At 72.0% G+C, this 13245-nt stretch carries 10 protein-coding genes; 9 read left to right on the plus strand and 1 reads right to left on the minus strand.

Annotated features, from left to right (window positions below; genetic code table 11):
- Positions 1-211 precede the first annotated feature (211 nt).
- From OG758_RS37450 to OG758_RS37490, 9 genes are all read left to right on the plus strand, one after another.
- Positions 212-1249, plus strand: a complete 1038-nt coding sequence (locus tag OG758_RS37450) for a methionine ABC transporter ATP-binding protein (RefSeq protein WP_266566437.1) — start codon at positions 212-214, stop codon at positions 1247-1249.
- Entirely contained in the window at positions 1246-1989 is a 744-nt protein-coding gene (locus OG758_RS37455) for a methionine ABC transporter permease (protein ID WP_326713949.1), read from the plus strand. Before OG758_RS37450 ends, OG758_RS37455 begins: the two co-directional genes overlap by 4 nt.
- Before the next feature lie 71 nt (positions 1990-2060).
- A complete protein-coding gene (locus OG758_RS37460; RefSeq protein WP_326713950.1) occupies positions 2061-2891 on the plus strand; it encodes a MetQ/NlpA family ABC transporter substrate-binding protein in 831 nt (276 codons plus the stop codon).
- A gap of 8 nt (positions 2892-2899) precedes the next feature.
- A complete protein-coding gene (locus tag OG758_RS37465) occupies positions 2900-3733 on the plus strand; it encodes a MetQ/NlpA family ABC transporter substrate-binding protein (RefSeq protein WP_326713951.1) in 834 nt (277 codons plus the stop codon).
- A gap of 130 nt (positions 3734-3863) precedes the next feature.
- Complete coding sequence (locus OG758_RS37470) at positions 3864-4511, plus strand: GNAT family N-acetyltransferase (RefSeq protein WP_326713952.1); 648 nt, start codon at positions 3864-3866, stop codon at positions 4509-4511.
- A gap of 81 nt (positions 4512-4592) precedes the next feature.
- Positions 4593-5804 carry a precorrin-6y C5,15-methyltransferase (decarboxylating) subunit CbiE gene (cbiE, locus tag OG758_RS37475; RefSeq protein ID WP_326713953.1) on the plus strand — a complete coding sequence of 404 codons (1212 nt, stop codon included), beginning with the start codon at positions 4593-4595 and terminating at the stop codon, positions 5802-5804.
- Between the two features lie 355 nt (positions 5805-6159).
- Positions 6160-9624, plus strand: a complete 3465-nt coding sequence (gene cobT, locus OG758_RS37480) for a nicotinate-nucleotide--dimethylbenzimidazole phosphoribosyltransferase (RefSeq protein ID WP_326713954.1) — start codon at positions 6160-6162, stop codon at positions 9622-9624.
- A 167-nt stretch (positions 9625-9791) separates the two neighbouring features.
- On the plus strand, positions 9792-11027 hold the full coding sequence (gene cobA, locus OG758_RS37485) for a uroporphyrinogen-III C-methyltransferase (protein ID WP_326713955.1): 1236 nt from the start codon (positions 9792-9794) through the stop codon (positions 11025-11027).
- 88 nt (positions 11028-11115) lie between these two features.
- Complete coding sequence (locus tag OG758_RS37490) at positions 11116-11943, plus strand: TrmH family RNA methyltransferase (RefSeq protein WP_266566453.1); 828 nt, start codon at positions 11116-11118, stop codon at positions 11941-11943.
- Between the two features lie 7 nt (positions 11944-11950).
- Here OG758_RS37490 and OG758_RS37495 read toward each other — a convergent pair whose 3' ends face one another.
- Entirely contained in the window at positions 11951-13216 is a 1266-nt protein-coding gene (locus OG758_RS37495) for a serine/threonine-protein kinase (protein WP_326713956.1), read from the minus strand.
- Positions 13217-13245: the final 29 nt, after the last annotated feature.

Raw genomic sequence — 13245 nt, forward strand, 5'->3', positions numbered from 1 at the left:
GGCCCCCGCACCGCCTGTTTCTCGCGCCCCGAAGCGAAACGCCGTGCCCTGTCCGTGCTTACGCCGTACGTGACCGGGCCGCCCCGCGCACAGTCTCCCCCCGGTTCCACCGCCACAGCGAGAACCGTGCTGCGTCCAGGCCGATCCCGACCATGAATGCCCGCCGCAGGCGCTCACCCGCGCCGCGCAATCGACAGTGACGGAATCCCACGTGATCACCACCCAGGGCCTCACCAAGGTCTACCGCTCGCGCGGTCGAGAGGTCACCGCCCTCGACGGCGTCGATCTGCACGTCCGCGAGGGCGAGGTGTACGGCGTCATCGGCCAGTCCGGCGCCGGCAAGTCCTCCCTCATCCGCTGCGTCAACCTCCTGGAGCGTCCCACCTCCGGCACCGTGACGGTCGCCGGACAGGACCTCACCGCCCTCGTCGGCCGCGGCTCCCGCGCCGGCAAGGAGCTGCGCGAGGCCCGCAGCCGCATCGGCATGGTCTTCCAGCACTTCAACCTGCTGTCCTCGCGCACGGTCCAGGACAACATCGAGCTGCCGCTCGAGATCCTCGGCAAGTCGGGGAACGAGCGGTCCCGCAAGGCGCTGGAACTTCTCGACCTGGTCGGGCTCGCCGACAAGGCCAAGTCCTACCCGGCCCAGCTCTCCGGCGGCCAGAAGCAGCGCGTCGGCATCGCCCGCGCCCTGGCCGGCGACCCGAAGGTGCTGCTCTCCGACGAGGCCACCAGCGCCCTCGACCCCGAGACCACCCGCTCGATCCTCCAGCTCCTGCGCGACCTCAACCAGCAGCTCGGCCTGACCGTCCTGCTCATCACGCACGAGATGGACGTCGTCAAGACGGTCTGCGACTCCGCCGCCCTCATGGAGCGCGGACGCATCGTGGAGTCCGGCACCGTCGGCGAGCTGCTCGCGACGCCGGGCTCCGAGCTCGCCGCCGCGCTCTTCCCGGTCAGCGGCGACGCCTCCGGCGCGGATCGCACGGTCATCGACGTCACCTTCCACGGGGAGTCGACGACCCAGCCGGTCATCTCGCAACTGTCGCGCACGTACAACATCGACATCTCGATCCTCGGCGCCGCGATGGACACCGTCGCGGGCAAGCAGGTCGGCCGCATGCGCATCGAGCTGCCCGGCCGCTTCGACGAGAACGTCGTCCCGATCGGCTTCCTGCGCGAGCAGGGGCTCCAGGTCGAGATCCAGGGTCACGAGCCCGTACTGCTGAAGGAAGGTGTCACCAAGTGACCTGGTCGGAGATGCAGCCGCTGCTGTCCCAGGCGTGTTGGGACACCCTTTACATGGTCGGCTGGTCGACGCTGATCGCCGTCGTCGGCGGTCTTCCGCTCGGCATCCTGCTGGTCCTGACGGACCGCGGCGGTCTGCTGCAGAACGCCTTGGTGAACAAGGTCATCGGGCAGATCGTGAACATCGTCCGCTCGATGCCCTTCATCATCCTGATGGTCGCCCTGATCGGATTCACGCGCGCGATCGTGGGCACCACCATCGGCCGCGAGGCCGCCATCGTGCCGCTGGCCATCGGCGCCATCCCGTTCTTCGCGCGCCTCGTCGAGACCTCCGTACGCGAGGTCGACGGCGGCCTGGTCGAGGCCGTGCAGTCGATGGGCGGCAACACCTGGACCGTCGTGCGCAAGGTGCTCGTGCCCGAGTCGCTGCCCTCGCTGATCTCGGCGACCACCACGACGATCGTCGCCATCATCGGCTACTCCGCCATGGCCGGCACCGTCGGCGCGGGCGGCCTCGGAGACCTCGCGATCCGCTACGGCTACCAGCGCTTCGAGACCGGGATGATGTGGACCATCGTGGCGATCCTCGCCGTCGTCATCGCGATCATCCAGTTCGGCGGCGACAGCGGAGCCCGCGTCCTGCACCGCCGCGCGGGCAAGGGCGGCGAGCCGCTCCGCTTCAGCCTCTTCGTCGGCCGGCCGGCCGTGAGCACCGCGGGCGCCACCACCAAGACCCGCTGACAAGACCCGCTGACCCCTGACTCCCCGCCCCACCCGGCGGGTTGCACCACCCATGGAGAAAGGCACTTTTCGTGCGTAACACCACCAAGATCACCGCTGCTGTCCTCGCCACCGGCGCCCTCACCCTGGGCCTGACCGCCTGCGGCTCCGACAAGGGTGACACCAAGGCCAAGGCGTCCGACCCGCTCGTCGTCGCGGCGACCCCCGTCCCGCACGCCGAGATCCTCGAGTACGTGAAGGACCACCTGGCGAAGAAGGCCGGCCTCAACCTGGAGGTCAAGGAGTTCACCGACTACGTCACGCCGAACACGGCGACCGAGGACGGGTCCGTGGACGCCAACTACTTCCAGACCCAGCCGTACCTGGAAGACTTCAACAAGAAGAACGCCACGCACCTCGAGTCGGTCGCCACGGTCCACCTCGAGCCGCTCGGCCTCTACTCCAAGAAGGCCAAGGCGCTCGGCGACCTGAAGAAGGGCGGCACCATCGCGCTCCCGAACGACGCCGACAACGAGAGCCGCGCCCTGCGCTTCCTCGCCGCCAACAAGCTCATCACGCTCAAGAGCGGCTCCGAGGCCACCGCGACCCCGCAGGACGTCGCGAAGAACCCGAAGGACCTCCAGTTCAAGGAGGTCGAGGCGGCCCAGACCCCGCGCTCCCTGCAGGACGTCGACGCTGCGGTGATCAACGGCAACTACGCGATCGGTGCCCACCTCAACCCCGCCAAGGACTCCCTCGCCCTGGAGTCCACGAAGAACAACGCGTACAACAACGTCCTCGCCGTGAAGAAGGGCAACGAGGACGACCCGCGCGTGAAGAAGCTCGCGAAGCTGCTGACGTCGCCCGAGGTGAAGAAGTTCATCGAGGACAAGTACGCCGGCTCCGTCCTTCCCTCCTTCTGATCGCAGCGATGCGCACCGTCACGATTCCCGCAGCCGTCATCGCCGGAGCCCTCGCGCTCGGCCTGACGGCCTGCGGGTCCGGCGACTCGGGGTCCGGCTCCGGCGACAGGAGCGGCAAGCTCGTCGTCGGCGCCACCCCGACGCCGGCCGGCGAAGTCCTCGCGTACGTAAAGCAGCACCTGGCGAAGAAGGCCGGACTCGACCTGGAGATCAAGGAGTTCACGGACTACGTCCTGCCGGACACCGCCCTCCAGGACGGCACTCTCGACGCCAACCTGTACCAGCACAAGCCTTACCTGGACGACTTCAACAAGTCCAAGGGCACCACCCTGAGCGCGGTCGCCGAGGTGTACCTGCCGCCCATGGGGGTCTACTCCAAGAAGGTCGACGACGTCACCGAGCTCCGTGACGGGGCGACCGTGGCACTGCCGAACGACACCACCAACGAGGGCAGGGCGCTCGAACTCCTGGCCTCCAAGGGCGTCATCGGGCTGAAGAAGGGCGCCGGCGCGAACGCGAGCCCGCAGGACATCGCGTCCAACCCGAAGAAGCTCGTCTTCAAGGAGCTCGAACCGGCCCAGCTGCCCCGCTCGTTGGGCGACGTCGACGCGGCCGTCATCAACAACAACTACGCGCTCGACGCGAACTTGAGCCCCAAGAAAGACGCCATCCTCGTGGAGTCCGCGAAGGGCAACCCGTACAACAACGTCCTCGCCGTCAAGAAGGGCAACGAGGACGACCCCCGGGTCAAGAAGCTTGCCGTGCTGCTGACTTCGCCCGAGGTGAGGAAGTTCATCGAGGACAAGTACCAGGGCTCGGTGCTTCCGGTCGCCGCCGGCTGACACCACTCGTAGCCACCGCACCTTCACGGGGTCCTCTTCCGCACCGGGAGAGGACCCCGTGGTGCAGTTACGTGCCTTCATGCTGCATGCTGGGCACTTCACCAGGCCATGAAGGTTACGGAGCGGCGCCATGACGACTGGTACTCGGGGCTTCCCGGACATCTCCATCAGCACGGAGCGGCTGGTCCTGCGCGCCCTCGAGGAGGACGACGCCCCCGCCCTCGCCGAGATGATGAACGACGAGATGGTCGCCGCCTGGACCTCGGTGCCCCAGCCCTTCGGCGAGGACCAGGCCCGCACCTGGATCACCCAGTACGCCCCCACCGAGCGCATCGCGGGCCGCGGCCTCGACCTGGCCGTCACCGAGTTCCTCACCCAGCGCCTGGTCGGCATCGTCCAGCTCGGCAAGACGAACTGGCACGTGGGCTCCACGGAGCTGTCGTACATCATCGCGCCCTGGGCCCGCGGCGAGGGCTACGCGTCCGAGGCGGCGCTCGCCACCGCCCGCTGGCTCTTCCGCGAGCAGGGTCTGGAGCGCCTGGAGCTGCGCACCGCGGCCGACAACACCGCCTCCCAGCAGGTCGCCCAGAAGATCGGCTGCATCAGTGAGGGCGTCCTGCGCAACGCGTGCATAGCGCGTACCCGTACCGAGGACGGCGGCTGGGAGGACCTGCGGACCGACTTCATCGTGTGGAGCCTGCTGCCCGAGGACCTCGACGGCGTTTCCGACGAGTTCGCCGAGACCGGCGGATACACGTCATTCCCGGACTGGAACTGACCCCAAAGGTCACACCCAGGTACACCAGGTACGCTCACCGAGCCCGTTCGACCCGCGAGAACCCCCAGGAGACTGACGACGATGGCCGACCGGGTCACGGTGATCGGCTGGGACGGCTCGCCCCTGACCGCGACGGCACGCTCCGCCCTCGGCGCCGCCACCCTCGTGGCGGGCGCGGGCCACCACCTCGCCCTTCCCGAGGTCCCGGGCCGTGCCGAGCGGATCAGGCTCGGCAGCGTTTCGCTCGCCGCCCGCCGTATCGCCGCCCACCGCGGCACCGCCGTCGTCCTCGCCGACGGAGACCCCGGCTTCTTCGGAGTCGTACGCACCCTGCGCGCGCCCGAGTTCGGCCTCGAGGTCGAAGTGGTCCCCGCCGTCTCCTCCGTGGCCCAGGCCTTCGCCCGCGCCGGTATGCCCTGGGACGACGCCCAGGTCGTCGTCGCCCAACGCCGCACCCTGCGCCGCGCCGTCAACGTCTGCCGCGCCCACCCGAAGGTCGCCGTTCTCACCTCGCCCGGAGCGGGCCCCGCCGAACTCGGACTGCTCCTCGAAGGCGTTCACCGCACCTTCGTCATCTGCGAGGAACTCGGCACCGACCGCGAGCAGGTCACCGTTGTGACCAGCGACAACGCCGCCGACCACACCTGGCGGGACCCGAACGTCGTCATCGTCATCGGCGGCCCGGCCGCCCCGTCCGACGACAGCGCCTGGCTCGCCGGAGGCGCCCCCCCGGCCACCCCGCGCGGCTGGGCACTGCCCGCCGCCGAGTACGGCGGCCGCCTCGGCGAGGGCGAGACCGAGCCCCTGCGCGCCGCCCAACTAGCCCGCACCGGACCGCGCGTGGGCGACCTCGTCTGGGATATCGGCTGCGGCAGCGGAGCCTTCACCGCGGAGGCCGCCCGCTTCGGTGCCGCCGTCATCGCCGTCGACCGCGACCCCGACGCCTGCGCCCGCACCCTCGCCACCGCCCGCCGCTTCGGAGTGCAGCCGCAGATCGTGCACGGCACGGCGCCCCACATCCTCGAGGACCTGCCCGAACCCGATGTCGTACGCATCGGGGGCGGGGGAGCGGCCGTCGTCTCCGCCGTCGCGGACCGGCGTCCCGAACGCATCGTGACGCACGCCGCGACACGCGATGCCGCCGAACTCATCGGCAGGGACCTGACGGAGCACGGCTACCGGGTCGAGTGTTCGCTCCTGCAGTCCGTCGAGCTGGACACTCGCGCCTGGACCGAGAAGGAGCGGACCGTGGGGTTCCTGCTCTCCGGGGAGTTGCCCGACCGCAACCCGTGACCACGTCGCTCCGGGGCGCGCTGTAGGCTGGCCGATCGTTGTACTGCACCCGGACGTCCGGCTTTCCGTCGGTCAATGTCCGGAAAACGCGCCACTTTTGGGGTGCGTGTGGTACGGCAGGACCGGAGGATGCGCAACGTGGCGCAGTCCACAGCGGGCCGTGCCCGATCCAGGTGCGGTGGCAGCCGGCCGACCGGGACAATACCTGTTGTCCTCAGCCGGCTCGTGCCGCACGGCACTCACGCTCGTTCTTCATGACGGGCGGTCGGTGCGCCGTTCCGGTCACTGGGGTCGCATCCCCGGCCGACGGCCGGGGGCTGCCGAAGAAGCACTAACCGATGGGCGAGGGGTACGCATGACCGACACCGGCCAGGTTCCGGGCGAGGGGCTGCCGGAGAACGCAGGCACGGTGGAACAGCCGGGCGTCCCCGCCCCGGGTGCGTACACCTTCCTCGACCCCTCCGAAACCCCCACCGAAGACGACGATCTGCTGCTGATGCCGGGTTCGCAGGGCGCCTGGGGCGAGCCGCAGGCCGCCCCGATGCCCGCCCCGCACGAGCCGGGCCCGCACGAGACGGCGGGCCGGGACAGCGGCCAGGTCGACCTGAACGGAGTCCGAGTGCCGGGGCCCTCGCCCGCCCCGCACCCCGGGCCCGCGCGTCGCCCGCTGCACATGGGTCCGCCGGTGCCGGACGGCACGGGCAGCCCCGTCCGTTCGCTCGCCGACCGCGGCCCCGCACACACACCGCCGAACCCCATGCCGGTACGTCAGGCGGGCCCGCCCATCACGGAGCCCGAGTACCTCGACATCCCGCGCGACGAGACGGGCGCCCCGGTGCCGCAGCTCGGTGAGATCCCGCCGCAGGGCGCCGCTCCCTGGGGCGCGCAGGCGCCGCAGCAGGGCTTCGAGGCGCCCGCCGCGGAGGTCGCACAGGAGCTCGCCCCAGAGGTCGCAGCAGAAACGGTCGTCCCGGACGCCACTCCCGCCACGCCGGCCGCCCCGACGCAGCGGACCGTAGGCGACGCCCCCGTGTTCGCCCAGGCGCCGCAGCATTCGCAGGACGTGCAGGACCCGCACGCCGCGCAGGCCGAGCAGACGCCGGAGGGCACGGTGGCCCCGGAGTTCGCCGTCCCCGAGGAGGTGCCGGTGTACGCGGCGGCTCCCGACGGTGTCCTGTTCGCCGAGGAGCAGGCCGCGCCGGCCGAGTACGCCGTCGACTACTCCTCCGCTCCGAACGGTGTGCAGTTCGCGCCGGTCGGGCAGGGCCCCGAGGGCGCGCAGTTCGCGGTGCAGCCCGAGCCGGTGGCCGCCTACGCAGGGCATCAGCAGATGGCCACGCACCCCGGTGAACTGCCCGTCGACCCGCACTCCGGCCAGTTCGCCATGGCGCCCGAGGCGGTTCAGGGCCAGCACTTCCCGCAGGCTCCCGCCGAGGGTCCGGCGGACCAGGCGGCGCAGCCGCTCGGCCAGTTCGTGCCCGTCGAGGGGACGATCCCCACCACGCCGCACCTGGCGCCGACACCGCCGCAGCACATGGTCGTGCCGCCGCTGCCCGAGCCCGCGGCCGAGTTGCCCGAACCGGTGGCGCCCGCCGCCCCGGCCCCCGTCCTCATCGACGAGGCCCCCGAAACACCCGACGCGGACCAGGTCCCCCGAGCGCAAGAAGCACACGAAGTCCACGTGGTACCCGAGACACACGAAGCGCCCGCGGTCGACGACGCGGCGCACACGATGAACGAAACGCACGCGACGAACGAGCCGCAGGCGACGCACGAAGCCTCTGAGATCTCCGAGGCGGCTGACCTCTCCGGGACCGCCGGGGCGAACGAGACGCCCGAGGCGTTCGAGGCGCCCGCCGAAACCTCTCCCGTGCTCCCCGACGCCGTCGCCGAGACCCCCGTCCAGGCCGAAGCGCAGCCGGAGACCGCTCCCGCGGCCGCCGAGCCCGTCGCGGAGACGGAGCAGGCGCTCGTGGAGGCTGAGCCGGAGACCCTCGTCCCCGCCCCCCGCGAGGCCGACCCCGCCCCCCAGGCCGTGACGGACGCGACCTCCGAGACGCTGCCGGCCCCGGCCGACGACCTCGAGGGCCCGGCCGCCCCCGGCTACGACGAGGCCGAGCGCGAGGCCGTCCTGCGCGTCATGCGCGAGCGCCGCGACATCCGGAACGGTTTCCGCAGCGACCCGATCCCGCACGACGTGCTGCTCCGTGTCCTGGAGGCCGCCCACACGGCGCCGTCCGTCGGCCACTCGCAGCCCTGGGACTTCGTCGTCATCCGCTCCGCGGAGACCCGGCGCACGATGCACGAACTGGCCATGCGCCAGAAGGACGCGTACGCCAAGTCCCTGCCCAAGGGCCGCGCGAAGCAGTTCAAGGAACTGAAGATCGAGGCCATCCTCGACACTCCCGTGAACATCGTCGTCACCGCAGACCCGACGCGCGGCGGCCGCCACACGCTCGGCCGCCACACCCAGCCCCAGATGGCCCCGTACTCCTCCGCGCTCGCCGTCGAGAACCTGTGGCTCGCGGCCCGCGCCGAGGGTCTCGGCGTCGGCTGGGTCAGCTTCTTCGACGAGCGCGAGATGGTCCGCACCCTCGGCCTGCCCGACCACCTCGAGGTCGTCGCCTACCTCTGCGTGGGCTACGTCGACGAGTTCCCGGACGAGCCCGAGCTGATGCAGGCCGGCTGGTCCAAGCGACGCCCGCTGTCCTGGGTCGTCCACGAGGAGACGTACGGCCGCCGCGCCCTGCCCGGCGAGGACCCGCACGACCTGCTCGCCGAGACCGTCTCCAACATCCGCCCGCTGGACGCCAAGGCGCTCGGCGAGGCGTGGGAGCGGCAGAAGCGGATGACGAAGCCGGCCGGCGCACTCGGCATGCTGGAGATCATCTCGGCCCAGCTCTCCGGCCTGTCCCGGATGTGCCCGCCCCCGATCCCCGAGCCCGCGGCCGTCGCGATCTTCGCGGGTGACCACGGCGTGCACGCCCAGGGCGTCACCCCGTGGCCGCAGGAGGTCACGGCCCAGATGGTCGCCAACTTCCTGGGCGGCGGCGCGGTCTGCAACGCGTTCGCGAACCAGGTCGGCGCCGAGGTCTGCGTCATCGACGTGGGTGTGGCGAGCGAACTCCCGGCGACCCCGGGCCTGCTGCCCCGCAAGGTCCGGGCCGGCACCGCCGACATGACCACCGGGCCCGCCCTGAGCCGTGAGGACGTCAAGGCGGCCATCGAGGTCGGCATCGAGACGGCCCGTGACCTCGTCGCGGCCGGCAACAAGGCGCTCCTCACCGGCGAGATGGGCATCGCCAACACCACGGCGTCGGCTGCTCTGATCTCGGTCTACACGGGCGTCGACCCGTCCGAGGTGACCGGCCGCGGCACGGGCATCAACGACGAGACCCACGCCCGCAAGGTCGAGGTCGTCCGCCGCGCGCTCGACCTCCACCAGCCGGACCCGGCCGACCCGGTCGGCGTCCTCGCCGCGGTCGGCGGCCTGGAGCACGCGGCGATGGTCGGTCTCCTCCTGGGCGGCGCGTCGCTGCGCACCCCGGTGATCCTGGACGGCGTCAGCGCCGGAGCGGCCGCCCTCGTCGCCCGCGCCGTCGCCCCCGAGGTTCTCGCGGCCTGCATCGCCGGCCACCGCAGCGCGGAGCCCGGCCATGTGGCGGCCCTGAACAAGCTGGGCCTGCGCCCCCTGATCGACCTGGACCTCCGCCTCGGCGAGGGCACGGGAGCGCTCCTCGCCCTGCCGATCGTCCAGAGCGCGGCCCGTGCGATGCACGAGGTGGCGACGTTCGACTCGGCGGGCGTCACGGAGAAGTAGCAGGGGCGAGGGCTGCAGCCCTCACTGCCACAGGGGCGGGCCGGGACACGGGTCCCGCCCGCCCCGTACGCTGAACCCGCACGTCAAAGGCCCGCTCCAGCGCCGAAGCGAGCCTCCTACAGGCATCACCCGTCACACGCGCCACCCGCACGAGGAGCCGCACGCCCATGGCCGCAGAACACCCCGCGTACCCCGTAGGCCTCCGTCTCACCGGCCGCCGCGTAGTCGTACTCGGCGGCGGCCAGGTCGCCCAGCGCCGCCTCCCGGCCCTCATCGCGGCGGGCGCCGACATCCACCTGGTCTCGCCCACCGCGACGCCCTCGGTGGAGGCCATGGCGGACGGCGGTGAACTCACCTGGTCGCGACGCCCGTACGCGGAGGGGGACCTGGCCGACGCCTGGTACGCCCTCATCGCCACCGGCGACCGCGCCGCGAACGAGGCGGCCTCCGCCGAGGCCGAGCGCCACCGTGTCTGGTGCGTCCGCTCCGACGACGCCGACGCGGCCACCGCGTGGACGCCGGCCACCGGCCGCTCCGAGGGCGTCACGGTCGCCGTCCTGACCACCGACGCCGCCGGCCGCGACCCCCGCCACACGGCGGCCGTGCGCGACGCGATCGTCGAGGGCCTGCGCGACGGCACGCTCGTCGCCCCGCACCACCGCACCCGCACCACCGGCGTCTCCCTGGTCGGCGGCGGCCCCGGCGACCCTGACCTGATCACCGTCCGCGGCCGCCGTCTCCTCGCCGAGGCGGACGTCGTCATCGCCGACCGGCTCGGCCCCCGCGACCTGCTCGACGAACTCCCGCCGCATGTCGAGGTGATCGACGCGGCGAAGATCCCGTACGGCCGCTACATGGCCCAGGAGGCCATCAACCACGCGCTCATCGAGCACGCCAAGCAGGGCAAGGCCGTCGTACGCCTCAAGGGCGGCGACCCGTACGTCTTCGGCCGCGGCATGGAGGAGGCCATCGCGCTGGAGGCCGAGGGCATTCCGTACACGGTCGTCCCCGGCATCTCCAGCTCGATCTCCGTCCCCGGCGCGGCCGGCATCCCGGTCACCCATCGCGGCGTCGCCCATGAGTTCACCGTGGTCAGCGGCCATGTCGCGCCCGACGACGAGCGCTCGCTCGTCGACTGGCCCGCCCTCGCGAAGCTGCGCGGCACCCTCGTCGTCCTCATGGGCGTCGACAAGATCGGCAGGATCGCCGAGACCCTCATCGCGCACGGCAAGTCCCCGCAGACGCCGGTCGCCCTGGTCCAGGAGGGCACCACGGCCGCCCAGCGCCGCGTGGACGCGACCCTGGAGACGGTCGAGGAGGCCGTCCGCACCCACGAGGTGAGGCCCCCGGCCGTCATCGTCATCGGCGACGTCGTCGCGGTGGGCCCGCAGCACACCGTGTGACCCGTCACGAACCCCCACACGTAACCAGCGGTAACAGAACTCGCTCCGAGCCGTTGGCACCGCACCCAGGACAAGGCAGTATCAACCTGTGGCTGAAGCTCAAGGTCTCATCACCATCGAAGATCCCGACGACCCGCGCCTGCGCGACTACACGGGCCTGACCGACGTCGAACTCCGCCGCAGGCGCGAGCCCGCCGAGGGCCTCTTCATCGCCGAGGGCGAGAAGGTGATCAGACGGGCCAAGCAGGCCGGGTACGAGATGCGCTCCATGCTGCTCTCCGCCAAGTGGGTCGACGTCATGCGCGACGTCATCGACGAGGTCCCGGCCCCGGTCTACGCCGTGAGCCCGGACCTCGCCGAGCGCGTCACCGGCTACCACGTGCACCGCGGCGCCCTCGCCTCGATGCAGCGCAAGCCGCTCCCGACCGCCGACGAACTCCTCGCCACGCAGCGCCGCGTCGTCGTCATGGAAGCGGTGAACGACCACACGAACATCGGCGCCATCTTCCGCAGCGCGGCCGCGCTCGGCATGGACGCGGTCCTGCTCTCCCCGGACTGCGCCGACCCGCTCTACCGCCGCTCGGTGAAGGTCTCCATGGGCGCCGTCTTCTCGGTCCCCTACGCACGCCTCGAATCCTGGCCCAAGTCCCTGGAGTCGGTGCGCGAGGCGGGCTTCAGCCTGCTCGCGCTCACCCCCGACGAGAAGGCGAAGAGCCTCGACGAGGTGGCCCCGCACAAGATGGACCGTGTGGCCCTGATGCTCGGCGCCGAGGGCGACGGCCTCTCCACCCAGGCCCTCGTCGCCGCCGACGAATGGGTGCGCATCCCGATGGCCCACGGCGTCGACTCGCTCAATGTGGGAGCGGCGGCCGCGGTCGCGTTCTACGCGGTGGCCACCGGCCGCCCCCGGTCCTGACCGGACCTCAGAGGTAGGGGCGGGGCAGCGTCTCCTGCGCGTGCACGCCGTCGCGCGGCTCACCGAGCCCGCGCGACGGCCCCTGGCAGCCCTGTGCCGCCGCGATGCCGAGCGCCACGAGCAGCGTCACCACCACGAACACGAAGAGCCGCTGGCGCAGCAGCCGCGGATTGGCGGGCCGGCGCTTCCCGGTCCCCGTCGTCCGCGGCCCCTGTCGCCCGCCGTTGCTGCGGGGCGCGGGGCGCGAGCCCGAACGCGTCGTGTTGCGGGGCGCGCCCGGCCGCGTGCTGCCGCCGGTCCGTGAGGAACCGTTGCTCGGCCGGGGCGGGGGAGTGCCCTGCGGAGCGCGACGCTGTGTGCGCTGTTCCGCGTACTGCTCGGCGAGCCGGCCCGTGGGCCGGTCGGTGTCCCCGCGCGGGGCGGGCGGCCTGGCGTCGCCGAGGCCCTGTGCCTCGCGGGCCGCGATCTCCTTGAGCCGCAGCGACAGTTGGAGCGTGCTGGGCCGCTCCTCGGGGTCCTTGGCGAGGCAGGCCCGGATCAGCGGGGACAGGGCGTCCGGTACGCCGTGCAGCTGGGCCTCCTCGTGCACGACCCGGTACAGCATCACCTCGGAACTGCCTTGCCCGAAGGGCGAGTCGGCCATCGCCGCGTACGCGAGGGTGGCGCCGAGGGCGAAGACGTCCGTGGCGGGCGTGACGGCGGCGCCCCGCACCTGCTCGGGGGCGAGGAACCCGGGGGAGCCGACGGCCGTACCGACATGGGTGAGCGTGGAGGCGCCGGTCGCCCAGGCGATGCCGAAGTCGATGATGCGCGGGCCCTTGGGCGACAGCAGGATGTTCGACGGCTTGAGGTCGCGGTGCACGACGCCCGCCTCGTGCACGGCGACGAGCCCCTCGGACAGCGCCGCACCGACCGCGGCCACGTCGGAGGCGGCCAGCGGCCCCTCCTCGGCGACCTTGTCGTGCAGCGAGGGCCCGGGGACGTACTGGGTGGCGAACCACGGCTTGTCGGTGTCGAGATCGGCCGCGACCAGGCGGGCCGTGCAGCCGCCCCTGATCCTGCGGGCCGCGGAGACCTCGCGCGCGAAGCGCGACCTGAACTCCTGGTCCTCCGCGAGATCGGGCCGGATCACCTTCAGCGCGACCCGCTGGCCACGGCGGTCGGAGCCCAGATAGACGACGCCCATCCCGCCCGCGCCGAGCCGCCGGTGAATCCTGAACGAGCCGACGACACGCGGGTCCTCGCGCCTCAGGCGCATCATCGCCATGTCCATCCCCGCTGCCCGGTCCGTTTGACGAGCGA

The sequence above is a fragment of the Streptomyces sp. NBC_01474 genome (genome assembly GCF_035918215.1).
Lineage (GTDB): Bacteria > Actinomycetota > Actinomycetes > Streptomycetales > Streptomycetaceae > Streptomyces > Streptomyces aureus.

Coding starts and splice junctions, on each gene's coding strand:
- OG758_RS37465 (WP_326713951.1), top strand. CDS start 2,900: ATGCGCACCGTCACGATTCCCGCAGCCGTCATCGCCGGAGCCCTCGCG.
- OG758_RS37470 (WP_326713952.1), top strand. CDS start 3,864: ATGACGACTGGTACTCGGGGCTTCCCGGACATCTCCATCAGCACGGAG.
- cbiE (WP_326713953.1), top strand. CDS start 4,593: ATGGCCGACCGGGTCACGGTGATCGGCTGGGACGGCTCGCCCCTGACC.
- cobT (WP_326713954.1), top strand. CDS start 6,160: ATGACCGACACCGGCCAGGTTCCGGGCGAGGGGCTGCCGGAGAACGCA.
- cobA (WP_326713955.1), top strand. CDS start 9,792: ATGGCCGCAGAACACCCCGCGTACCCCGTAGGCCTCCGTCTCACCGGC.
- OG758_RS37495 (WP_326713956.1), bottom strand. CDS start 13,216: ATGGACATGGCGATGATGCGCCTGAGGCGCGAGGACCCGCGTGTCGTC.